The sequence below is a fragment of the Streptomyces sp. NPDC004752 genome (assembly GCF_053601275.1).
Map to the genome: position 1 here is coordinate 1 of NZ_JBSGBN010000103.1, position 23,061 is coordinate 23,061.

A 23,061-nucleotide genomic window follows, 5' to 3' on the forward strand; every position below is an offset into this window, starting at 1 on the left:
GCCACCGGCGCGGGCGCCGGGGCCGGGCACTGAGCCCGAGTCAAGTCCGGGTCCTCGACCTGGGCCGGCCCCTGGGCCAGGCCCTGAACCTGGGCCGGATCCTGCGTCTGGGCGTGAGCCGAGGAGCCGTTGGCCGCGGGAAGACCCGCCGGGGCGCCCGCCGATCCGTGCGCTGCCGCGCCGTGCACCGCCGCGCCGTGCGCTACCGCATCGTGCGTCGCGGTCCCGACGGGCCTCGGCCGTACCCGGCGTCGGCGTGCCGGAGGCGCCCCCGTGCCGTAGCCGACCAGCACGTTGCCCGAGCCCTCGGGCTCGTCAGCGGAGGAGTCCGGCCCCACCGCGACCGTCAGCAGCGGTGCCCCCACGGGCAGTTCGGTGCCCTCCTCGCCGAAGCGGGCGGTCACCACGCCGCCGTACGGGCACGGCACCTCGACCACCGCCTTGGCCGTCTCGACCTCGACGACCGGCTGGTCGACGGCGACCACGTCGCCGACCTCGACCAGCCAGCGGACGATCTCCGCCTCGGTCAGCCCCTCCCCGAGGTCGGGGAGCTTGAACTCCAGCACCTGTGCCATCAGCCCTCGGCCTCCCGCTGCAGCCGCGCCACCGCGTCCAGGATCCGGTCGACACCGGGCAGGTGGTACCGCTCCAGCATCGGCGGCGGATACGGGATGTCGAACCCGGCCACGCGCAGCACCGGCGCCTCCAGATGGTGGAAGCACCGCTCCGTGACGCGCGCCGCGATCTCCCCGCCCGGTCCGCCGTACCCGCCCGACTCGTGCACGACGACCGCGCGCCCGGTCCGCCGGACCGACGCGCAGACCGTCTCGTCGTCGAACGGCACCAGGGAGCGCAGGTCGACGACTTCGAGGTCCCAGCCCTCCGCCCGCGCCGCCTCGGCGGCCTCCAGACAGACCGGCACGGACGGCCCGTACGTGATGAGCGTGGCGCTCCGGCCCGAGCGCCGCACCACCGCGCGGCCGATCGGTTCAACGGCCGGGGGGTCCTCGGAGTTCCAGGTGTCCTTCGACCAGTACAGCCGCTTGGGTTCGAGGAAGACGACCGGGTCGTCGGAGGCGATGGCGGCGCGCAGCAGACCGTAGGCGTCGGCGACGGTCGCGGGCGTGACCACATGGAGCCCCGGAGTCGCCATGTAGTACGCCTCGGAGGAGTCGCTGTGGTGCTCGACGCCGCCGATGCCGCCGCCGAAGGGGATGCGGACCGTGATCGGCAGGGGCATCGCCCCGCGGGTGCGGTTGCGCATCCGGGCCACATGGCTGACGAACTGCTCGAATGCCGGGTAGGCGAACGCGTCGAACTGCATCTCCACGACCGGGCGCAGCCCGTACATCGCCATGCCGACGGCCGCGCCGAGGATGCCGGCCTCGGCCAGCGGGGTGTCCGCGCAGCGGTCGTCACCGAACTCCCGGGCGAGCCCGTCGGTGACCCGGAAGACGCCGCCGAGCGTGCCGACATCCTCGCCCATGACGTGTACCGACGGGTCGGCAGCCAGCGCGTCGCGCAACGCGCGCGTGAGGGCCTGCGCCATGGTGGCGGGCTTGACGGCGACGGTGGTCATCGGTCACCGCCCTCCCGCTCGGCCGCCAGCTCGGCCCGCAACAGGGTCTGCTGTTCGCGCAGTTGCGGGGTGGGTTCGGCGTAGACATGGGCGAACAGGTCCATGGGGTCGAGTTCGGCGTCCCGGTTCAGGCGGTCGCGCAGCTGCGCCGCCATCGTCTCGGCGTCCTTGCGGGCGGCCGTGACCCCGTCCTCGTCGAGCAGTCCGCGGCCGGTCAGCTCCCGCTCCAGCAGCAGCACGGGGTCGTGCTCGCGCCACGCCTCGATGTCGGCGTCGGAGCGGTAGCGGGTCGCGTCGTCGGCGTTGGTGTGGGCGTCCATGCGATAGGTGACCGCCTCGACGAGCGTCGGGCCGCCACCCTCGCGCGCGTGCCGTACGGCGTCGGTGAGGACCTCGTGCAGGGCGGCGGCGTCGTTGCCGTCGACCAGCCGGCCCGGCATGCCGTAGCCGACAGCCTTGTGGGCCAGGGAGGGGGCGGCGGTCTGCTTGGCGAGCGGGACGGAGATCGCGAAGCCGTTGTTCTGGACCAGGAAGACGACCGGTGCCTGCCAGACGGCGGCGAAGTTCAGAGCCTCGTGAAAGTCGCCCTCGCTGGTGCCGCCGTCGCCGACCATGGCGAGCGCGACCACATCGTCGCCCTTGAGGCGGGCGGCGTGGGCGAGGCCGACGGCGTGCGGGAGCTGGGTGGCGAGCGGGGTGCTCAGCGGGGCCACGCGGTGCGCGTACGGGTCGTAGCCGGTGTGCCAGTCACCGCGCAGCAGGGTGAGGGCCTCGACGGGGTCCACGCCGCGGGCGACGACGGCGAGGGTGTCGCGGTAGCTGGGGAAGAGCCAGTCACGGTCTTCGAGGACCAGCGCGGCGGCGACCTCGCATGCCTCCTGGCCGGTGCTGGAGGGGTAGACCGCGAGTCGGCCCTGCTTGGTGAGGGCGGTGGCCTGTGTGTTGTAGCGGCGGCCGCGCACCGACTGGGCGTACAGCCGCAGGAGCAGTTCGGGGTCGGCCCTCGTGGCCGCCTCGGTGCCCAGAACGCGATAGGGCTCGGTGTCGGGCAGCAGCGGTGCGGGGTCCATACGGGGCTGCCAGGCGGGCGGCGGCGATGGCCGGTACGCGCCCCGCTGCTCCATGACCGTCATGAGGGCACCTCCTGGTGGAAGCGGCTACGGAAGGCGCGTCGCCTGCGACCCACCTCACCTACCGATTGTTCGGTCGTCGGCACAGTTTGGCTACAGGGCCCTCCAGGCTGTGGACAAACGGTTCTCCACACCGTCAAATGAACGCAGTACGTCCATGGTAGGGAGGCAGGAGGACATGGCACCTGAACAAATGGCCGAAGGTCCGGAGGCCGATGCCGTACTGCCGCCCCCGCGCCCGCTGGACGCCATTGATCAGGATGTCCTGCAGATCCTCCAGGCGGACGGCCGCGCGTCCATACGATCCGTCGCCGAGCGGGTCCACGTCTCCCGCGCCAACGCCTACGCCCGCGTCAACCGCCTCGTCGAGGACGGCGTCATCCGCGGTTTCGGGGCCCGCGTCGACCACGAACGCGCGGGTCACGGCACTTCGGCGTACGTCACTCTGAAGATCGTGCAGAACTCCTGGCGCACGGTGCGCGAGCGGCTGCGGGAGCTGCCCGGCGCCACCCACATCGCGCTGGTGGGCGGCGACTTCGACGTGCTGCTCCTGGTGCACACGCCGGACAACAGGGCGCTGCGCGAGCTGGTGCTCACCCGGCTCCAGGCGATCCCGGAGGTGCTCAGCACGCGCACCCTGCTGGTGTTCGAGGAGGAGGACCTGGAGCCGAACGGCTGACGTCAGCCCCGGCGCAGCCCGGAGAACACCAGGCGCACCACCGCGTCGGCCACCTCGCGCTCGGTGGTGCCGTGCCCGTCGGGCCGGTACCACTCCACGATCGAGTTGATCATCCCGAAGACCAGCCGGGTCGCGAGCCGCACCTCCACGTCCTCGCGCACATCACCGTCGGCGGCGGCGTCCTTCAGCAGCTCGGCCACCCGGTGGTCGAAGTCGCGGCGCCGCTCCAGGGCCCAGCGCTCGGTGGCGGTGTTGCCGCGCACGCGCAGCAGCAGCGTCACATAGGGCAGCTCGGCTATGAGGACCTCGACCATGCGCCGCACGACGTGCTCCAGGCGGTCCGCGGACCGCCCCGCGCGCGCGTGCTCCTCGTCGAGGATGCCGAAGAGCCCGTCCAGCGCCCGGCTGACCGCGCGGCGCAGCAGCTCCTCCTTGCCGGCGACATGATGGTAGATCGACGACTTGGAGATGCCGGCGGCCTTGGACAGATGCTCCATCGACGTGCCGTCGTAGCCGCGCTCGTTGAACACCTGGACGGCCACCGAGAGCAGCGTCTCGGGGGTGTATGTGTCGCGCCTGGCGGTGGTCATGAGGTGCGGCCCTCCCGCTTGTCGGTGGCGTACGCATGGCGGTAGAGCGCGAGGGACGGCGCGTAGCGGCCGCAGGGGTCGCGCAGATGCAGGTCGTCCAGGAGGTCGTAGGCCCAGCTGCGGCCGAGCCTGCGGCTCCATTCGAAGGGGCCGAGCGGGTAGTTGACGCCCAGGCGCATCGCGGTGTCGATGTCCTCCTCGGTGGCGACGCCCTTGGCCACGGCGTCGTGCGCCAGGTCGATGATCCGGGCCACCGCGCGGGCGACGATCATGCCCGGCACATCACCGATGACGCTGACGTCCTTGCCGAGCGCCTGGAAGAGGCCGATGGCCTCGGCGAGGGTCTGCGGGGAGGTGTCCCGGGAGGCGGACAGGGCAATGCGGGTGGCGCCGCGGTAGTCGAGCGCGAGATCGAAGTAGACGACGTCGCGGAACTCCACCGAGGTCTGCCCGTCGGCGAGGGCCAGCTGGCCGCCGCCGGGCAGCACCAGTCGGCTGCCGTGGTCCTCTTCCTCCTGGCGGACCTGGATGCCCGCCTCACGGATCAGCGCGAGCAGTTCGGCCGCCGGGCCCAGGTCGCCCTCGGCGACGACGTACACGGGCGCCTGCCGCGGCTCGGCGGTGTGCGGCTCGGAGCGCTCGGCGTCCTCGGCGTAGTCGTACCAGCCGTGCCCCGACTTGCGGCCGAGCCGGCCGGACTCGACAAGCCGACGCTGGGCCAGCGAGGGCGTGAAGCGCACGTCCTGGAAGAACGACTGCCACACGGAGTGCGTGACGGACTCGTTGACATCCTGGCCGATGAGGTCGGTCAGTTCGAAGGCGCCCATCCGGAAGCCACCGCACTCGCGCAGGACGGCGTCGATGGTGGCCGGGTCGGCGGCCTGTGCCTCGTAGACCGCGAGCGCCTCGGCGTAGAAGGGCCGGGCTATCCGGTTCACGATGAAGCCCGGGGTGTCCGCGCAGGCCACGGGAGTCTTGCCCCAGGCGCGGGCGGTCTCGTACGCGCGCGTGGCCGAGGTGACGTCGGTGGCGAACCCGGAGACGACCTCGACCAGCGGCAGCAGCGGGGCCGGATTGAAGAAGTGCAGGCCCACGAGGCGTTCCGGGCTGCGCAGGGCACCGGCGACGGCCGTCACCGACAAGGACGAGGTGTTGGTGGCCAGCAGGCAGTCGTCGCCGACGATGCCCTCCAGTTCGCGGAACAGGTCCTGCTTGATGTCCAGCCGCTCCAGTACGGCCTCCACGACCACCGCGCAGTCGGCCAGTTCGGCAAGGTCCTCGGCGGGCAGGAGGCGGGCGCGTGCCGCGTCCCGGTCGGCCCCGGTGAGCCGGTCCTTCTCGACGAGCCGGTCGAGGCGGGCGCCGATCGCCGCGGCCGCTTTACCGGCCCGCCCGGCGACGGCGTCGTACAGCCGCACGGGGTGGCCCGCGACCAGCGCGACCTGGGCGATGCCCTGGCCCATGGTGCCGGCGCCGACGACGGCCACGGGGCTGCTGAGGTCGAGTGCTGTCATGTGCGCGATCCTCCCGCACGAGGTTTTCCACAGATACGGCGGACCCCCTTGTACCGACCGATCGTTCGGTTACTCTAACTCTGACCGAGCGTCCCTGCCCACGTTTCCGCACAGGTCATGAGCTCGACGACGCGCTCATGAGACGAGGAGTTGGTCCCGCATGGCCGCCCAACCGACCGAGCACGCACTGATCGCCAAGCACCGGCCCACCCTCGACCAGTCGCTGGAGGCGATCCGCACGCGCGCGTACTGGTCCCCGCACCCCGAGCACCCCAAGGCGTACGGGGAAGGCGGCAGCCTGGACGCCGCCGCGGGCAAGGCCGCCTTCGACGCCGTCCGCGGCACCCGCCTCGACCTCGGCCAGCCCGGCACCGACGACTGGATCGGCGGCGAAGTCTCGCCGTACGGCATCGAGTTGGGCGTGACCTACCCGCACCCGGACCTTGACACGCTGCTGCCCGCGATGAAGGCCGGACAGCGCGCCTGGCGGGACGCGGGCCCGGAGACGAGGGCCGCGGTCTGTCTGGAGATCCTCAAGCGCATCAGCGACCGGACGCACGAGTTCGCGCACGCGGTGATGCACACCAGCGGCCAGGCGTTCATGATGGCGTTCCAGGCGGGCGGCCCGCATGCCCAGGACCGCGGCCTGGAGGCGGTGGCGTACGCGTACGCGGAGCAGGTCCGCACGCCTGGCACGGCACAGTGGGCCAAGCCCCAGGGCAAGCGCGACCCGCTGGAGCTGACCAAGCGGTTCACACCGGTCCCGCGCGGAATCGCGCTGGTCGTCGGCTGCAACACCTTCCCCACCTGGAACGGCTACCCGGGCCTGTTCGCCTCCCTCGCCACCGGCAACGCGGTCCTGGTGAAGCCGCACCCGCGCGCGGTGCTGCCGCTCGCGCTCACCGTGCGGACCGCCCGCGAGGCGCTGGCCGAGGCGGGCTTCGACCCGAATCTGGTGGCGCTGGCCGCCGAGCGCCTCGGCGAGGGCATCGCGAAGACCCTGGCCACCCGCCCGGAGATCAGGATCATCGACTACACGGGCTCGACCGCCTTCGGCGACTGGCTGGAGGCCAATGCCCGCCAGGCACAGGTCTACACGGAGAAGGCCGGCGTCAACACGGTCATCGTGGAGTCGACCGACGCCTACCAGGGGATGCTGTCCAACCTGGCCTTCTCGCTGTCCCTGTACAGCGGTCAGATGTGCACCACCCCGCAGAACCTGCTCCTCCCCCGGGACGGCATCCGGACCGACGAGGGCCCCAAGACCTTCGACGAGGTGGTCGCCGACCTCGCCCGCGCGGTCGACAGCCTGCTCGGCGACGACGCGCGCGCGAACGCCCTGCTCGGCGCCATCGTCAACCCGGATGTCAAGGCCCGCCTGGAGGCCGCCGCCGGGCTCGGCGAGGTCGCCCTCGCCTCGCGCGAGATCGCCAACCCGGACTTTCCGAACGCGGTCGTCCGCACACCCGTGATCGTCAAGCTGGACGGCGCCAAGCCGGACGCCGAGGCCGCCTATATGAGCGAGTGCTTCGGGCCCGTCTCCTTCGCCGTCGCCGTCGACTCGGCGGCCGACGCGGTCGAGCTGCTGCGCCGCACGATCCGTGAGAAGGGCGCGATGACCGTCGGCGCGTACACGACCGACCCGCAGGTCGAGGAGGCCGTCCAGGAGGTCTGCCTGGAGGAGTCCGCCCAGCTGTCCTTCAACCTCACCGGCGGGGTGTACGTCAACCAGACCGCCGCCTTCTCCGACTTCCACGGCTCGGGCGGCAACCCGGCGGCCAACGCGGCGCTGTGCGACGGCGCGTTCGTCGCGAACCGCTTCCGGGTGGTGGAGGTGCGCCGGGAAGCCTGAGACGGATTAGACGGAGCGGGGTGTGCCCCCGGTGGCACTCCAGTGGTACAGCGTCATCGCCACGCTGGTGGCGAGGTTGTAGCTGGAGACCTGGGGGCGCATCGGCAGAGCCAGCAGATGGTCGGCACGCGCGCGCAGCGCGGCGGACAACCCGCTGCGCTCCGACCCGAAGGCCAGCACGGCGTCGTCCGGCAGCTTCGTGCCACGAATGTCCTCGCCCTCGGGATCGAGGGCGAACAGCGGTCCGGGCGGCAGCTCCTCGACGGCCAGCCGCTCCACCACGGTCGCGAAGTGCAGGCCCGCCCCGCCGCGCACGACCGTGGGATGCCAGGGATCGAGGGTGCCGGTGGTGACGACCCCGGTGGCCCCGAAGCCGGCGGCGAGCCGGATCACGGCCCCCGCGTTGCCCAGGTTGCGCGGGTTGTCGAGCACCACGACGGGCGCGTGACGGGGCAGATGGGCGAGGACCCGCAGCCCGGCCTCCCGGCAGGGCCGTACGGCCAGGGCGGCGACGGCGGTCGGATGCGGCCGTGCCACCAGGGACGCGTACGTCCGCTCCGGCACCTCGGCCAGCAGGTCGTCCAGGGCGCCTCGCACGTCCGGGGCGAGCTCCTCGGCCAGGGACAGCGCCGCCCGCCGGTCCGCGGTGACCGCCACCGGGACCTCGGCCCCGAAGCGCAGGGCGTGCTTGAGGGCATGGAAGCCGTCGAGCAGCACGGCATCACCTGTGTGCGCGCGCCACCGGGTCACGGGGTCGGTCATGCCGGGAAGCCTACGCGGGAAGGCCGGGCGCGCCGCGGGACGCGGAATGCCACGCGGGCCGCCGCTGGACGCGGAATGCCACGCGGGCCGCCGCTGGACGCGGAATGCCGCGCTCGGGCCGCCGCGGCTCATGGCCGCCGGGCCCCGGCGGCCGACTCCGACTCCAGCTCCGACCCCGACTCCAGCTCCGGCCCCGGTCCTGACTCTGGCCCCGGTTCCGGTTCCGGCTCGATCGTCCGCGCGACGGCACCGCCGCTGCCGCGGAGGCGGACCAGCGGCGCGCGTGCCACCCAGCCGCCGAGCCGACGCAGAAACGACGTCGGCAGGAAGACCGCGTCCGCCGCGATCATCGCCAGCGAGAAGAACGGCAGCCCCAGAACCACCGCGATCACCGCGTGCTCCGTCATCATCGCGGCCAGAAGGACGTTCTTGACCCGCCGGTTGAACAGCGTGAAAGGGAAGGCGACCTGCACGATGACCGTCCCGTACGTCACCAGCATCACCACGGTGCCATTGGCGGACAGCAGGTCGGCGAGTGCGGGCCAGGGCGAGAAGGAGTCGAGGTGGAGCGGGTAGTAGACCGCGGTGCCGTCCTGCCAGCGCGAGCCCTGGATCTTGTACCAGCCGGCCGTGGCGTAGATCAGACACGCCTCCGCCATGATCACGAGCAGGGCGCCGTTGTGCACGATGTTGGCGATCACGTCCAGCAGGATCCGGAACTCGCCGGCCGCGGCGAACCGCCCGACCAGCCACCACAGTCCCAGCGCTGCCCACACCGTCCACAGGAGCGCGGGTACCAGCCAGCCGCTGCCGAGCCGCCCGGCCAGGGTCACCGCGCCGAGCGCCAGGCCGAACACCGTCCACAGCACCGGGCCCACCCGGTCGTGGACCCACTCCCCACGCGCGCGTGCCGCCTCACCGCGTGCCGCCCGCCGCGCGTCGAGGGACCACACCTGAGCGCAGCGCGTGAACACCAAGTAGAGGGACATCAGGTGCAGCACATTGTCGCCGCCGTCGCCCATGAAGACGCTGCGGTTCTGCAACGAGAGCACGCCGACCATGAACAGCACCGATGACGTGCGCGAGCGCCAGCCCAGCAGCAACAGGATGCCGGAGACGACGGCGAGCAGGTAGCAGACCTCGAACCAGATCCGCCCGTCCGACCACAGCAGCGCCGTGAACGCCTCGTTGTCCGAGGTCAGCTGCCGGGCGAGGTCCCAGCTCCAGGGGCCGTCGGGCCCGTACAGCTCCTGGCGGTGCGGGAACTCACGCAGCAGGAACAGCAGCCAGGTCGCGGAGAAGCCGATGCGGATGACAGCGGACTGATAGACGCCGAGCGGGAGTTCGGTGACACGGCCGATGCCGCGCGTGACCAACAGGGCGAGACGATTCACCGCACGCCTCCCGCGGCCTCGTCCGCCGTGACCGTCCACCAAGGCAGCACGCGGTAGGCCGGCTTGCCGGAGACCCGCTCGCGGCTCCATTCGGGCGGCGGCACATTGGTGGTACACGAACGGACCTGGACCCTCTGGATGGTGCCCGCCCTGCCTGCCGCGTCCTCTCGGTACAGCCGCATCACCGCGATCCGCCGCACGTACTGCTCGGAGAGCGCGCCGCGCAGGCCGACGGGCCGGTTGTCGGCGTCGTGCGTGGCGACGAAGAAGTCCCAGGCCCGGCGCAGTTCGTTCTGCTCGGTGTGGCTGGGCAGCAGGCTGCCGTCGATGGCCGCGCCGTCCCGCGCGGACAGGTCGTACCAGCCGGTCGTCTCGATGTCGCCACCGGCCGTGCGGACCTGCGCGCGGACCTGGACGGCGATGTTCTGCTGCAAGGGGTTCGGCGCGAACAGCTTCCAGTTCTGCTCGAACTCCGGGTAGATCCACTCCTCTATCGCCTTGCCGTGCTGCTTCGTCACCGTATTGGCGGGCGCGACACTCAGGAACACCATGCCGAGGTGTACGCAGGCGGTGACGGCGACGACCGCGAGCGCCAGGGCGGCACCGATCTGGTACCGCGGGGACAGCGCGGCGACACCGGCACGGCGCGCGACCGGCGGCGCCGGACCGTTACCGGCGGAGCGGAGGGCGGCCCGCGCCCCGCCCGACGGACCATCCCAGCCCGACGGACCGTCCCAGCCCGACCGAGGCCGAACCACCGCCGCCCCGCTGTCACTCCCCACGGAACCCTCAGACCCCCTGGACTCCACAGCTGCCTTGGCCCTCACCGCTGCCTCAGACCTCACGGAACCCTCGGGCCCCACGGCTCCCTCGGACCTCACGGAACCCTTGGGCCCCACCGCTGCCTCGGACCTCACGGAACCCTCGGGCCCCACGGCTCCCTCGGGACGCTCACCCTCAGCCCCATCCCCGCTCCCGTCCCTGTATTCGGCCTCGCTCCCGTCCCCGTCCCCGTGTTCGGCCTCGGTCGGCACGGCCGACCCGTGCCGCGGCGGCTCGGCGGAAGAGGGCGCGGGCGGCGCGGGTGCAGGGGGCGCAGGTGCGGGGGGCGCGGCTCCCGAGCCGCGTGGCGCGGGACCGCGAGTCCGCTCCGGCGGAGGCGCCTCGCCCGACCCGTCCGGCCCCTGCGGGGCGTGCGAGTCTCCGTCGTACGCGTCCATTCCGCCCCGTTCCCGTCCCGTCCCGCTCCGTCGTCCGGCCGCCCACCACCCGCCGCGGGCCTCGCATGGCCCGCGAACCCTACTCCTGGGCGCTCGCAGGGAACGGTACTCAGCCCCGCCCGCCGGGCGCAGCCCCGAGACCCGGCTCGTGGACGTGGCCATCGCCACTCCCACATCCGGCGAGGGACCCGAGCGGCCCGCACCCGCCCGGACACCTCGGGTTGTCCACAGACCCCCTCGCCGGGGTTGTCCACAGGTCGTCGCCGAGGTTGTCCACAGCGGTTGACACCTCACGGCGGCTCACCCACCATGGAATCGCACGGACCGAACGATCGGTCGGGTGTCAGATTTCCGGAAGATCCCGAGGTCAGGGGGACCGCATGGCCACAGCAGCCGCGCACCACACGGCCGGCACGGCGCCGTACGACGCCCAGGACACCGCCGACACGGCGGCGTACGAGCGCGCCTTCGACGCCACCGTGGCCGCGGACGAGCGCATCGAACCCCGGGACTGGATGCCTGACGCCTACCGCGCAACGCTGGTCCGGCAGATCGCCCAGCACGCCCACTCCGAGATCATCGGCATGCAGCCCGAGGCCAACTGGATCACCCGCGCCCCCTCACTGCGCCGCAAGGCCATCCTGATGGCCAAGGTCCAGGACGAAGCAGGCCACGGCCTCTACTTGTACAGCGCCGCGGAAACGCTCGGCACCGTCCGCGACGAGCTGCTCGACAAGTTGCACAGCGGCCGCCAGAAGTATTCGTCGATCTTCAACTACCCCACGCTGACCTGGGCCGACGTCGGCGCGATCGGCTGGCTGGTGGACGGCGCGGCGATCACCAACCAGGTCCCCCTGTGCCGCTGCTCCTACGGTCCGTACGCACGCGCGATGGTCCGCATCTGCAAGGAGGAGTCCTTCCACCAGCGCCAGGGCTACGAGTTGCTGCTCGCCCTCAGCAACGGCACCCCGGAGCAGCATGCGATGGCCCAGGACGCGGTGGACCGCTGGTGGTGGCCGTCCCTGATGATGTTCGGCCCGCCCGACGACGCGTCCCAGCACTCGGCCCAGTCGATGGCCTGGAAGATCAAGCGCCACTCGAACGACGAGTTGCGCCAGCGCTTCGTCGACATCTGCGTCCCCCAGGCCGAGTCCCTCGGCCTCACCCTCCCCGACCCGGATCTGCGGTGGAACGAGGAGCGGGGGCATCACGACTTCGGAGCGATCGACTGGACGGAGTTCTGGGAGGTGCTCAAGGGCAACGGCCCGTGCAACGAACAGCGGATCACCCAGCGCCGCCGGGCACACGAGGAGGGCGCGTGGGTACGGGAGGCGGCCGCGGCCCACGCGGCCAGGCACAGCGGCGGAACACGAGGAGCGCAGGCATGACCGACACCGACTGGCCCCTGTGGGAGGTCTTCGTGCGCTCCCGCCGCGGCCTCTCCCACACCCACGCCGGCAGCCTGCACGCCCCGGACGCGGAACTGGCCCTGCGCAACGCACGCGACCTGTACACCCGGCGCGGCGAGGGCGTCTCGATCTGGGTCGTGCCGGCGGCCGCGATCACCGCGTCCTCGCCGGACGAGAAGGACCCCTTCTTCGAGCCGGCCGCGGACAAGCCCTACCGGCACCCGACCTTCTACGAGATCCCGGAGGGGGTGAAGCACCTGTGACCGCCACCGTGCCCACGACCGCCGCACTCGCGCTCGGCGACGACGCCCTGGTGCTCTCGCACCGCCTGGGGGAGTGGGCGGGCCACGCGCCCGTCCTGGAGGAGGATGTCGCACTCGCCAACATTGCGCTGGACCTGCTCGGCCAGGCCCGCGCACTGCTGTCGATGATCGGCGACGAGGACGAACTGGCGTATCTGCGCGAGGAGCGTGCCTTCCGCAACCTCCAGCTGGTCGAGCAGCCGAACGGCGACTTCGCCCACACCATCGTCCGCCAGCTGTACTTCTCCACCTACCAGCATCTGCTGTACGCCGAACTGGCCCACGGCGACAGCCCGTTCGCACCGCTCGCCGCCAAGGCCGTCAAGGAGGTCACCTACCACCGCGACCACGCCGAACAGTGGACGCTGCGGCTCGGCGACGGCACGGAGGTCAGCCATGAGCGGATGACGCGAGCCTGCGACGCCCTGTGGCGGTTCACCGGGGAGATGTTCCAGCCGGTGGCGGGCCTGGACACCGATGGGGCGAACGTGGAGGCGGCCTGGCTGGAGTCCGTCGGCGACGTGCTGCGCCGGGCCACCCTGGCGGTCCCCGCGGGTCCGCGCACCGGAGCCTGGTCGGCGGGCGCCGGCCGACAGGGCCTGCACACCGAGCCGTTCGGCCGGATGCTCGCCGAGATGCAGCATCTGCACCGCAGCCATCCGGGGGCGTCATGGTGACGACGACGGCCACACCACTGGAGGCGGAACTCCTCGACCTCGCGGGCTCGGTGCCCGACCCCGAACTGCCCGTGCTCACCCTCCGTGAGCTGGGCGTGGTGCGCGCGGTGCGCCTGCGGGGCACGGACGCCGTCGAGGTGGAGCTGACCCCCACCTACACCGGCTGCCCGGCCATCGAGGCGATGGCCGTCGACATCGAGGAGGTGCTGCACGGCCACGGCATGCGCCGGGTCACGGTGCGCACGGTGCTCGCACCCGCCTGGTCGACCGACGACATCACGGACGAAGGACGGCGCAAACTACGGGAGTTCGGCATCGCTCCCCCGCGCGTGCGGCGCGACTCGGGTCCGGTTCCGCTCGCCCTCGGCCCGACCCGGACGCACGCCACCGCGTCCGGGGCATCCGACGCGCCCGAACCCGTCCGCTGCCCGCACTGCGGATCGGCCGACACCGAGCTGCTGAGCCGGTTCTCCTCGACCGCGTGCAAGGCACTGCGGCGCTGTCTGGCCTGCCGTGAACCGTTCGACCACTTCAAGGAGTTGTGATGGCCCGCTTCCACCCGCTCCCGGTGGCCGCGGTCGACCGCCTCACCGACGACTCCGTGGCCCTCACCCTCGCCGTCCCGCCCGGGCTGCGCGAGGAGTACCGGCACACGCCCGGCCAGCACCTCGCCCTGCGCCGCCGGGCCGACGGGCTGGACATCCGGCGGACCTACTCGATCTGTTCCCCCGCGCCCGCGCCCGGCGAGGAGGGCCCGTCCACCCTGCGGGTCGGGGTACGGGTGGTGGAGGGCGGCGCCTTCTCGACGTACGCGCTGAAGGAGATCAACGTCGGCGACGAGCTGGAGGTGATGACCCCGGCCGGGCGCTTCACCCTGGACCCGGCCCCGGGGCTGTACTCGGCGATCGTCGGCGGCAGTGGCATCACCCCGGTGCTGTCGATCGTCTCGACTCTTCTGGCGCGCGTACCGGAAGCCCGGTTCTGTCTGATCCGCAGCGACCGCACAGCCGCCTCGACGATGTTCCTGGAGGAGGTCGCCGACCTGAAGGACCGCTATCCGCGGCGGCTGCACCTGGTGACGGTGCTCTCACGGGAGGAGCAGCAGGCGGGACTGCCCTCCGGTCGGCTGGACCGAGAGCGGCTGACGGGACTGCTGCCCGCGCTGCTGCCGGTGGACGCGGTGGCCGGATGGTTCCTGTGCGGCCCATTCGGACTGGTGCAGGGCGCGGAGCGGGCGCTGCGGGATCTCGGAGTGGACCGGGCGCGGATCCACGAAGAGATCTTCCATGTGGACGCGGGTGCGGCCCCGGCGGTGACCGTCACGGCCCCGGCGCACAGCACGGTCACCGCCCGGCTCGACGGTCGCGGCGGGACCTGGCCGGTCCGGGACGGGGAGTCGCTGCTGGAGGCGGTCCTGCGCAACCGGCCCGACGCGCCCTACGCCTGCAAGGGCGGGGTGTGCGGGACGTGCCGGGCCTTCCTGGTCTCGGGCGAGGTGCGCATGAACCGCAACTTCGCCCTGGAGTCCGAGGAGACAGCGGCCGGATATGTACTGGCCTGCCAGTCGCATCCGGTGACGGAGGAGGTGGAACTGGACTTCGACCGCTGACCGCCAGCCGCGCCTACGGGCTACCGCCCACCCACACCTCGGAGACGCAGGGGCCGCCGCCCGCCCGGGGACATCGCCGTGGCGAAGATCCGGGCCTCGGAGGGCGCCCGTCGGGTGGTGCAGACGGCACAACACCTGCACGGCGGCTTCGACACCGACACCGACACCGACTACACCCTGCACCGCTGCCACGCCTGGGCCAAGCACCTGGAACTCTCGCTCGGCCCGGCCGCGGCTCATGAGGAGGCGTTGGGCGATCTGCTCGCCGCGCACCCCCTGGGCTGAGACGCGTCGCCCGCCGACCGGTGCGGCGCCGTCTACAGGACGTGACCGGGCTGGCCCTCGTCGTCGACGACCGGGCGGCCGGCGGCCTGCCAGACCTGCATGCCGCCGTCGACGTTCACGGCGTCGATGCCCTGCTGGACCAGATACATCGTGACCTGGGCCGAGCGTCCGCCGGAGCGGCAGATCACATGGACCCGGCCGTCCTGCGGGGCAACCTGGGTCAGTTCCCCGTACCGGGCCACGAACTCGCTGATGGGGATGTGCAGTGCCCCCTCGGCGTGGCCCGCCTGCCATTCGTCGTCCTCGCGGACGTCCAGCAGGAAGTCGCCGTCCTCAAGGTCCGCGACCCCGACCGTGGGCACACCAGCTCCGAAACTCATGGCCTTGACGCTACCCGACGGACGCCGAGGCCGGGACGGGACGTCTGGGCTGGGACGGAACGCCGGGGCCGGGACGGGACGCCCGGGCGGACGGGGCTATCCCCGTGCCAGGAGTTCCGCCAGTTCCGCCTCCCGCCGGGCCACATCGCCGCGGAGCTGCTCGGCGATCTCGTCCAGCAGGGCATCGGGGTCGTTGGGGGCCAGGCGGAGCATGGACGCGATCGCTCCGTCCTCCAGCTCGCGGGCGACCAGGGTGAGGAGTTCCTTGCGCTGGGCCAGCCACTCCAGGCGGGCGTAGAGCTCCTCGCCCCGGCTCGGGGGCCGCTCGGCGGGGGCCGGGCCCGCGGCCCACTCCTCAGCCAGTTCGCGCAGCAGCGCCTCGTCGCCGCGGGCGTAGGCGGCGTTGACGCGGGTGATGAACTCCTCGCGCCGCTCCCGCTCGCCCTCCTCCTGCGCCAGGTCGGGGTGTGCCTTACGGGCCAGCTCGCGGTAGAGCTTGCGAGCCTCCTCGCTGGGCCGCACCCGCTGCGGGGGCCGGACCGCCTGGTCGGTGAGCATCGCGGCGGCCTCCGGGAACAGACCCTGCCCGTCCATCCAGCCGTGCAGCAGCTCCTCCACGTCGGGGATGGGCATGACCCGGGCGCGCGCCTCCTGCGCGGCACGGAGGTCCTCGGGGTCGCCGGTCCGGGCGGCTCTGGCCTCGGCGATCTGGGCCTCCAGCTCCTCCAGCCGGGCATACATCGGGCCCAGCTTCTGCTCGTGCAGCCGGGAGAAGTTCTCGACCTCGACGCGGAAGGTCTCCACCGCTATCTCGAACTCGATCAGCGCTTGTTCGGCGGCCCGCACGGCCCGCTCCAGCCGTTCCTCGGGCCGGGGCGCCTGGGACTGCTCAGCTTCCGGGGTCGTCACCGGGCCAGCCTAGGCCACGCCCGAATCACCCTCGGGCCCCGAGCACCGATCCCGCACGCACCCACCGGCCGAGAGCGACCGCCCCGGACCACCGCCACCGCACACCCCCGGCACCACCCCCCGTAACACAACGCACCCCTGTCCCCACCCACCGCAACACCGAGGACCGGCTCTCTCGTCCCGCGCTTCCTCGCCGCCCGCCGCCCGTCGCACCCCGCTCTCCGTCGCACCCTGCCCTCCGCCATACCCTGCCCTCCGCCATACCCTTGTCTCCGTCACACCCCGGTCTCCGCCGCGATCCGCCCCGACCGCACCGCCGCCGCCAATTCCGCGTGGTCCGCCTCGGTGCGGTCGGCGTAGGCGACCGCGAACTCGGCCATCGCCTCGTCCAGTTCCTCGCTTCTCCCGCAGTAGCCGGCGATCAGGCGCGGGTCGGCGCTGTGCGAGTGGGCACGGGCCAGCAGGGCGCCGGTCATACGGCCGTAGTCGTCGATCTGGTCGGCGGCGAGCGCGGCCGGGTCGACGCTGCCCTTGCGGTTGCGGAACTGCCGGACCTGGAAGGGACGGCCATCGACCGTCGTCCAGCCCAGCAGGATGTCGCTGACCACCTGCATGCGCTTCTGGCCGAGCACCACCCGCCGGCCCTCGTGGTCGACGGGCGGCGTCTTGAAGCCGGCCGTGGCGAGATGCGGGGTCAGCGCCGAGGGACGGGCCTCCTTCACCTGCAGGACCAGCGGCTCACCGCGGTGGTCCAGGAGCAGGACGACATAGGAGCGGGTGCCCACGCTGCCCGTGCCGACCACCCGGAACGCCACGTCGTGCACCGCGTGCCGGGCCAGCAGCGGCAGTCGGTCCTCGGAGAGAGTCGTCACATACGCCTCCAGGGACGCCGCCACCGCCGCCACCTCGGCGTCCGGTATGCGCCGCAGCACCGGCGGCGCGTCGACGAACCGGCGGCCACCCTCGTCGACGGCCTCGGTCGATCTTGCCGCGAACCGGCCGCTGGTGTTGGCGCGGGCCTTCTCCGAGACCCGCTCCAGCGTGCCCAGCAGATCGTGGGCGTCGGTGTGCGAGACGAGTTCCTCGTCGGCGATGGCGTTCCACGCGTCCAGGACCGGCAGCTTGGCCAGCAACCGCATGGTGCGCCGGTAGGCGCCCACCGTGTCGTACGCCGCCGCGCGGCAGGTGTCCTCGTCGGCGCCCGCCGCCCGGCCGGCCAGCACCAGCGAGGTCGCGAGCCGCTTGAGATCCCACTCCCAGGGGCCGTGCACCGTCTCGTCGAAGTCGTTCAGGTCGATGACGAGGCCACCACGGGCGTCGCCGTACAGGCCGAAGTTGGCCGCGTGCGCGTCGCCGCAGAGCTGGGCGGCGATCCTGGTCATGGGCGTGCGTGCCAGGTCGTAGGCCATGAGGCCCGCCGAGCCGCGCAGAAAGGCGAAGGGGGTGGCCACCATTCTGCCCACCCGTATCGGTACGAGGCCGGGGATGCGGCCCCGGTTGGACTCCTCGACCTCGCTCACCGCGTCCGGGCGGCCACCGTCCACATCCAGGGTGCTGTGCGTGTGGCGCGGCACGCTCACCCGAAGCGCCTTGCCCTCGGCCTTCGGCGACCCCTGCGAGGGCCATCCGGCGAAGCCGCGCACCCGGGGGAGCCTGTGCCCCGCCCCGGCCACCGTACCCGTCATTTCCGCCCCAGCCTCGGTCACCGCGAACGCCTCCCCCGAACACGCACGAACATCAACTCGTGCCGACCGTACCGCCCGTGACCGCGGACGCGTCAGCCCCTGTGGACAACACCCCGGGTTGTGGACAACGCCAGGTCAACACCCCGGGTTGTGGACAACGCACCCCCACGGCCCACTGAGAGACTCGTCACACCACGACACTCTTTGGTCAGGGCCTAACTCTCTGGTCAGGGTCTATACGAGTGCCCTGGTGGGCGGTCTTCGGCGGCGCGTCCTGCGAGGCCGGAAGCATCCGTCCCAGGCGTGCGAGCGGGGACAATGTCATCAGCAGGGGGGACAGCATCATGCCTGCGGCCGTCGCCAGGAGGCTGGCGCGCAACCCCCACTCCTCCGCAAGAAATCCGCCGAGCAGAGAGCCGAGCGGAGTCAGTCCCATACCGACGAACGTGATCGTCGCGGCCGCGCGGCCTTGCATCCCGTCCGGAGTGACGGCCTGCCGGACGGCCATGACCGTGACATTCACCAACTGCCCGCCGGTCCCGAACACAAAGTTGACCGCAAGGAGCGCGGGAATCGTCACCGCAGGGGAGCCGTGCAGCGCGGGCACGCACAGGAACACGCCGTCGGCGAGTGCCGCCGCGGACACGAGTACGGCGCCATGGCCGAACCGGATCGGCAGGCGGGCGGCCAGCAGCGAGCCCAGGAGCGCGCCTGGCCCCGTTGCGGCGAGCGCAAACCCGACGGCAGTGCCCGACAGATGCAGTTCCCGCGGCAGGAAGAGCAGATAGACGGTCATCAGGGCCGCGAAGGAGAACTGGAACGCGGCCGAGGCGAGGCACACGGTCCGCAGCGAGGTCTCGCTGATGACAAAACGGAGGCCGTCATGGATCCGCCGCCATACCCGAGAGGGACGTTCCGGGCGCTCCGGCATCGATTCGCAGCGACGGATCCGCCGGATCGACAGGAACGACAACGCGAAGAACAGCGCGCTGGAGGCGGCAGCGATCGGCGCCGACAGCAGGGACACCAACGCACCGCCGAGGGCGGGACCGACGATCTGCGCCGCAGACCGGCTGCCCTCGAGCGCGCTGTTGCCCCGCACCAGCTGATCGCGTCTCACCAGTCGTACGAGAGACGCCTGGTAGGCCACGTCGAAGCAGACGGACAGCGCCCCGACGGCGAAGGCGACCACGAGCAGCGCGGGCAGGCCGAGCCAACCGAGGAGGCCGGCTGCGGCGGCGGCGCCCAGTGCCAGGGTTCGGCCGATGTCCGTCAGAACCATCACCGTGCGGGCCCGCCACCTGTCCACCCACGCACCGACGAAGAGCGGGAGCAGCAGAATCGGCGCCTGCCCCACCGCGCGAAGGACTCCCAACTGGCCGGCACCGGCGTGCAGCGTCAGGACGGCGAACAGCGGCAGAACCACCAGAGTTGCACATTCACCGAGTTGGGAGGCCGTCTGGCCCACCCAGAGCCTGCGGAAGTCGCCATCCCGCCAAAGGCTTGACGGAACAGCTCGATCGGAATCGGTTACGGCGGAAGCAGCGGACGGCACGGAGACCCCTTGAGCTGCCGACGACGAGGCCCGCCCACCGGCGCACGAAGGCGCACCTACGGTTCGGGCGGGAAAGGCTCGCTGTGCCGCAACATCAAGGGCAGCACGCGATGACAGGCCGACGACGGCCTACGACGTCAACGCGCGCTCGGACGACCGGGCATGACTTGGCTCCTCGTGGGTTACTCGCTGCCCCCGGACCCTAGCCCTCGACGACGCTGCGCGAAAGGCGATTTCGGCCCATGGCCAACGCGGCGCGCCCTCCGAGGGTCCGGCCACGCCGCAGCAGGGTGTTGAGCATGCGGATGTCGACGTGAAGTGCTCGTTCGGATCTGCCTTTTGGGCGGCGGACGAGGATGCCGATGCCTGCGCCGCGGTGGCCCTAGAGACGCCGGCGCCGCAGGCCAGGCAGCGCACGCAGCCGCGCTCGCGGAACCAGCGCAGGACCAGCACGGCCCGGCGGAACGGGCCTGGCGCCCGGCTACCGCGCGGGGTGCCGATCTGATGACGGGACGCCCCGCCCCAACGGCACCACCGATCCCCGCGTCTCCCCGCATCCCACCCACCACGGTCACCGGCTTCGCCCTGGACAAACCCGGCCACGCCCCCGGCCCCAACGCCATCCGGGTCCTGCCTGCCACCGCCGGACTCGTCCCATGCCCGCTCAAACCCGCCAGCCCCGGCCGCGCCCCCGCCTCCCCCCGCCGACCCCCAGCCGAGCCTCGCCGGACCGGCCAAGATCTGCGCCCAGTAGTCGATCACCATCCCGCCCGACGGGCGCCCACCACGCCGACGCCCCACCCGCCGCCGACCCACCAATCCCCTCGGCAGCACGACTCCCCGGGGCCACCTCACCACTCAGTGAGAGAGACCTCACACAGCCAGGAAAATCACACGGCGGACAGCCCAGCCCGGTGCCACAGAGCCCCGGGCCGACCAGGCACGCACCCGCACCACCGATCCTGCCCCCAGCTACGACAGCAAAAAGAAATAGTCCTCATCGTGATCACGATGAGGACCATTCCGTCACTGCTCAAGAACACCTGACGTTGGTGCTCTACTGTTGTGGGGCACCGACGGAAGTCGCTGGTCAGGGCCTATGTACCCCTGCGAGAAGATCGTTTCCCGCGCTGTGCCGTCGGTTTTCCCACCGCCCAGGCCAGAGGCCCGGACAGAGGCTCAGGGGTGGCGTCGGGTCCGGGAAGAGTTCGAGGATGTCCAGCCATACGTCGCGTTGCCTGGCCTCGTGAACGAACACCTTGGTGTCCTCGCGGACGTGCTTGTATCGCTCGATAAGGTCGTGCGTTACTTCCGCAACGATGCTGGCGAACGGCCCATAGACTCCGCTGCTCCAGTCCACCGGCGCGCCGGTCGGAGCTGCGCGCTTCGCTCACGACCTCGGCACACGACCTCGGCCCACTCTGCGGCATCGACCTGCCCGTCGACAGACAGACCACACCTCGCCCGACGAGTCCTTCCCCCGCTGACACACGACCTCTGACGCACAACGCCGGGTCTCTCCCCCTCCTCCACGACCGACGATCGCTGCGGCATCCCCTCCCGGCCACTGCGACTAGGGGCGTGGCCTACGTCAACGTTGCACTTGAGGCATAGCTGGATGGGTAACCGGAGCGGACGCCCGCGCGAGGTGCAGCAGTCCTGTGCAAGAGAAAGCTTCGGCCCCTGGTCAGACACCACGGCCGTCGCAGGACCTGGGTATCTCGTCACCGGGCTCTCCCGGACCTGCCGGCACCACGCGCACCTTGTCGGCCAGCACCGAGAAGTCGTCCTCTGTCCCGGCGTCCCAGAGCGTCACCCAGCCGTCCACGGTGCCGAAGGAGGCGTAGACCCGGGACGGATTCAGCTCCCCTCCGTCCACCGGAAGTTCGCTGAGCGGGCCGACCGGAGTGACGCACACCGGGCGGACCTTGATACCCCAGTACTGGCCGGGGACACGGCCGTCAGCCCAGTCCGCCTTCGCCGCGCTCGCAGCGTCGACCGCAGGGTCTGTGACGGCGGACAGCCAGACCGCGCCTCCCGCCGCCACCACGCTCGCCGCGAGCATCACTGCAACGCCGCGGTCGAGCAGCCACGGAAAGCCGTGCCTCAGATATCCCCAGCAGGCCAGCGCCACGAGGAGAACGACGAGCATCACGCTGAACGCGTAGAGCGCGGCCAGTACGCGGAGCGCGTCCGGGACCGCCACGTCCTCGGACGGGATGCCGAACCCGACCGCGTAGAACGCATGGCTGACCGTCCCCAGGCCGAGCATCCACGGCGGTAGGACCGGAACCAGGGCAACCAGCAGGGTCAGCAGAATCCGCCTGCTGCTCCAGGTACGCAGGAGCAGGCGCAGTCCCTTGCCTACGAAGAGGATTCCGCCGGCGCCGAGGACGACTTCCCCTGCCTGGTCGCCGCCCCAGAGCAGTACGATCCCCATCCCGGCGAGGAATGCCCAGCACGTCACGATCGTGACGATGACGGCGGTTGTCCGCGTCCCGTCCATCCTGCGGAGCGCGTGATAGGCGGTCACGCCCGCAGCCGCGCAGGCTGGCAGGAGCAGTGTGAGCCACCACGCCGTGAGCGTCGCGGCCAGGACGCCGCACACAAGGGCGGCGTACATCGCGACTGTCCCTGTCACGCGGGCGCGCCCGATGGCAGCTTCCGTCATGCCCTCGCCACTTCCGTGCCGCGCTCCCACCCCCAAGTAGGGAGCCCGCGCCGTGCCCTCGGAAAGTCGATGTACGACCACCTCCTCTGTGGCAGTCACAACGCGGCCCGTGTCGTGGGCGCCGAGGCGCCGCGCCCACTCCGATAGCTGCAGTCGCCATCGCGGCTCATCGGTCCGGCCGGCCCTGCACTCGTACCGCACGGGCCTTGGCTGGTGGGAGCGGCGGAGCGGATCCCTATCTTCGACGTACAAAGGGATCCCCGCCCGGTCGGCCACCGCTTGGACCTCGTCCCCAGCCACGCGCGCGGCCCGACGGGCCGGACCATCCGGAACGTACAGTTCGAACACGTACCGGTCCTTGTGCTCCTGGTCATCGTCCGCCGCGAAGTCGGCCCTCGCCGGGCGACGGACGACCCACCAGGGCTGGCAGCCGAAGACTCTCTCAGCCCGTTCCAGGTCCTCGAAGGTACCCGTCAGCTTCGCTTCCACGCGGACGAGTTGGTCGTATATGCCCGGCGCCTGCTCCAGCATGCTTTCGCCTCTCGGAAGGCGGACCGCCGGATGGTCCGCGCGATCCGCATGGGTCAAGGGCCTGAGCATCCAAGCGACCATGTGTACGCGCAGCACCGTCTCGGACTCCGGAACACCATCTCGAACGGACGCCGGTCTGGCTCATGGCTGGTAGAGCCGTGACAGGCGCCGCCGTAGACGCGGGAGAACGCAGGGACGGGGGCCGGCTCCGGGACAACGAACGACGCTTTCCTCCGTCATCTCCTCTTAGCACGGCCAGCGGGTGGGCGCTCCCAGGCGGTGGCGAGCCCCCGTCCGCGGCAGGCTCAGTGTCGAAGAGCGCGGTCTG

The 23,061-nt window shown here is 71.7% G+C and carries 20 protein-coding genes and 1 pseudogene; 8 read left to right on the plus strand and 13 right to left on the minus strand.

Features of this window, described 5'->3' with window-relative positions; genetic code table 11:
- The 3 genes from ACWEKM_RS33110 to pdhA form a co-directional block, all read right to left on the minus strand.
- A partial coding sequence (locus tag ACWEKM_RS33110; protein ID WP_451624958.1) for a biotin/lipoyl-containing protein occupies window positions 1–575 on the minus strand: 575 nt, incomplete at its 3' end.
- Window positions 575–1,579 carry an alpha-ketoacid dehydrogenase subunit beta gene (locus ACWEKM_RS33115; protein ID WP_451624959.1) on the minus strand — a complete coding sequence of 335 codons (1,005 nt, stop codon included), beginning with the start codon at window positions 1,577–1,579 and terminating at the stop codon, window positions 575–577. The genes ACWEKM_RS33110 and ACWEKM_RS33115, both read right to left, overlap by 1 nt.
- Window positions 1,576–2,712, minus strand: a complete 1,137-nt coding sequence (pdhA, locus tag ACWEKM_RS33120) for a pyruvate dehydrogenase (acetyl-transferring) E1 component subunit alpha (RefSeq protein WP_451624960.1) — start codon at window positions 2,710–2,712, stop codon at window positions 1,576–1,578. The genes ACWEKM_RS33115 and pdhA overlap by 4 nt, the downstream gene beginning before the upstream one ends.
- Before the next feature lie 175 nt (window positions 2,713–2,887).
- Between pdhA and ACWEKM_RS33125 the strand changes: the two genes are divergently transcribed.
- Complete coding sequence (locus ACWEKM_RS33125; RefSeq protein ID WP_451624961.1) at window positions 2,888–3,388, plus strand: Lrp/AsnC family transcriptional regulator; 501 nt, start codon at window positions 2,888–2,890, stop codon at window positions 3,386–3,388.
- Between the two features lie 2 nt (window positions 3,389–3,390).
- Here the strand turns inward: ACWEKM_RS33125 and ACWEKM_RS33130 are convergent, their stop codons facing one another.
- Together ACWEKM_RS33130 and ACWEKM_RS33135 are read right to left on the minus strand one after the other, a co-directional pair.
- Window positions 3,391–3,978, minus strand: coding sequence for a TetR/AcrR family transcriptional regulator (locus tag ACWEKM_RS33130; protein ID WP_451624962.1), 588 nt, complete (start codon window positions 3,976–3,978; stop codon window positions 3,391–3,393).
- Window positions 3,975–5,492: a 3-hydroxyacyl-CoA dehydrogenase gene (locus ACWEKM_RS33135; RefSeq protein WP_451624963.1), complete on the minus strand. Its 1,518-nt coding sequence runs from the start codon at window positions 5,490–5,492 to the stop codon at window positions 3,975–3,977. Before ACWEKM_RS33135 ends, ACWEKM_RS33130 begins: the two co-directional genes overlap by 4 nt.
- A gap of 160 nt (window positions 5,493–5,652) precedes the next feature.
- Here ACWEKM_RS33135 and paaN point away from each other — a divergent pair, with 160 nt between their 5' ends.
- Window positions 5,653–7,344, plus strand: coding sequence for a phenylacetic acid degradation protein PaaN (gene paaN / locus ACWEKM_RS33140; RefSeq protein WP_451624964.1), 1,692 nt, complete (start codon window positions 5,653–5,655; stop codon window positions 7,342–7,344).
- A gap of 6 nt (window positions 7,345–7,350) precedes the next feature.
- Here paaN and ACWEKM_RS33145 read toward each other — a convergent pair whose 3' ends face one another.
- The 3 genes from ACWEKM_RS33145 to ACWEKM_RS33155 form a co-directional block, all read right to left on the minus strand.
- Window positions 7,351–8,106 (minus strand): TrmH family RNA methyltransferase, encoded by a 756-nt coding sequence (locus tag ACWEKM_RS33145; RefSeq protein WP_451624965.1) that lies wholly within the window; start codon window positions 8,104–8,106, stop codon window positions 7,351–7,353.
- 128 nt (window positions 8,107–8,234) lie between these two features.
- Window positions 8,235–9,500 (minus strand): HTTM domain-containing protein, encoded by a 1,266-nt coding sequence (locus ACWEKM_RS33150; RefSeq protein WP_451624966.1) that lies wholly within the window; start codon window positions 9,498–9,500, stop codon window positions 8,235–8,237.
- Window positions 9,497–10,258 (minus strand): DUF5819 family protein, encoded by a 762-nt coding sequence (locus ACWEKM_RS33155; RefSeq protein WP_451624967.1) that lies wholly within the window; start codon window positions 10,256–10,258, stop codon window positions 9,497–9,499. Before ACWEKM_RS33155 ends, ACWEKM_RS33150 begins: the two co-directional genes overlap by 4 nt.
- A gap of 842 nt (window positions 10,259–11,100) precedes the next feature.
- Between ACWEKM_RS33155 and paaA the strand changes: the two genes are divergently transcribed.
- The 6 genes and pseudogenes from paaA to ACWEKM_RS33185 form a co-directional block, all read left to right on the plus strand.
- Entirely contained in the window at window positions 11,101–12,108 is a 1,008-nt protein-coding gene (gene paaA / locus ACWEKM_RS33160) for a 1,2-phenylacetyl-CoA epoxidase subunit PaaA (protein ID WP_451624968.1), read from the plus strand.
- Entirely contained in the window at window positions 12,105–12,392 is a 288-nt protein-coding gene (paaB, locus tag ACWEKM_RS33165) for a 1,2-phenylacetyl-CoA epoxidase subunit PaaB (protein WP_401136160.1), read from the plus strand. The genes paaA and paaB overlap by 4 nt, the downstream gene beginning before the upstream one ends.
- Entirely contained in the window at window positions 12,389–13,108 is a 720-nt protein-coding gene (paaC, locus tag ACWEKM_RS33170) for a 1,2-phenylacetyl-CoA epoxidase subunit PaaC (protein ID WP_451624969.1), read from the plus strand. The genes paaB and paaC overlap by 4 nt, the downstream gene beginning before the upstream one ends.
- Window positions 13,102–13,653, plus strand: coding sequence for a 1,2-phenylacetyl-CoA epoxidase subunit PaaD (gene paaD, locus ACWEKM_RS33175; RefSeq protein ID WP_451624970.1), 552 nt, complete (start codon window positions 13,102–13,104; stop codon window positions 13,651–13,653). Before paaC ends, paaD begins: the two co-directional genes overlap by 7 nt.
- The gene (locus ACWEKM_RS33180) at window positions 13,653–14,717 is read left to right on the plus strand and encodes a 2Fe-2S iron-sulfur cluster-binding protein (protein WP_451624971.1); all 1,065 of its coding nucleotides are present in this window, start codon (window positions 13,653–13,655) and stop codon (window positions 14,715–14,717) included. Before paaD ends, ACWEKM_RS33180 begins: the two co-directional genes overlap by 1 nt.
- Window positions 14,718–14,777: 60 nt before the next feature.
- Window positions 14,778–15,002: pseudogene (locus tag ACWEKM_RS33185) on the plus strand (acyl-CoA dehydrogenase family protein); the annotation flags it as partial.
- A 32-nt stretch (window positions 15,003–15,034) separates the two neighbouring features.
- Here the strand turns inward: ACWEKM_RS33185 and ACWEKM_RS33190 are convergent.
- The 5 genes from ACWEKM_RS33190 to ACWEKM_RS33210 all read right to left on the minus strand — a co-directional run bounded on the left by ACWEKM_RS33190 (window position 15,035) and on the right by ACWEKM_RS33210 (window position 22,202).
- Window positions 15,035–15,364: a rhodanese-like domain-containing protein gene (locus tag ACWEKM_RS33190; RefSeq protein WP_451624981.1), complete on the minus strand. Its 330-nt coding sequence runs from the start codon at window positions 15,362–15,364 to the stop codon at window positions 15,035–15,037.
- Between the two features lie 114 nt (window positions 15,365–15,478).
- Window positions 15,479–16,291, minus strand: coding sequence for a hypothetical protein (locus tag ACWEKM_RS33195; RefSeq protein ID WP_451624972.1), 813 nt, complete (start codon window positions 16,289–16,291; stop codon window positions 15,479–15,481).
- Window positions 16,292–16,566: 275 nt separating this feature from the next.
- On the minus strand, window positions 16,567–17,976 hold the full coding sequence (locus tag ACWEKM_RS33200; RefSeq protein ID WP_451624982.1) for a DUF2252 domain-containing protein: 1,410 nt from the start codon (window positions 17,974–17,976) through the stop codon (window positions 16,567–16,569).
- A 208-nt stretch (window positions 17,977–18,184) separates the two neighbouring features.
- A complete protein-coding gene (locus ACWEKM_RS33205; RefSeq protein WP_451624973.1) occupies window positions 18,185–19,531 on the minus strand; it encodes an MFS transporter in 1,347 nt (448 codons plus the stop codon).
- 1,687 nt (window positions 19,532–21,218) lie between these two features.
- Complete coding sequence (locus ACWEKM_RS33210; RefSeq protein ID WP_451624974.1) at window positions 21,219–22,202, minus strand: hypothetical protein; 984 nt, start codon at window positions 22,200–22,202, stop codon at window positions 21,219–21,221.
- Between the last annotated feature and the right edge of the window lie 859 nt (window positions 22,203–23,061).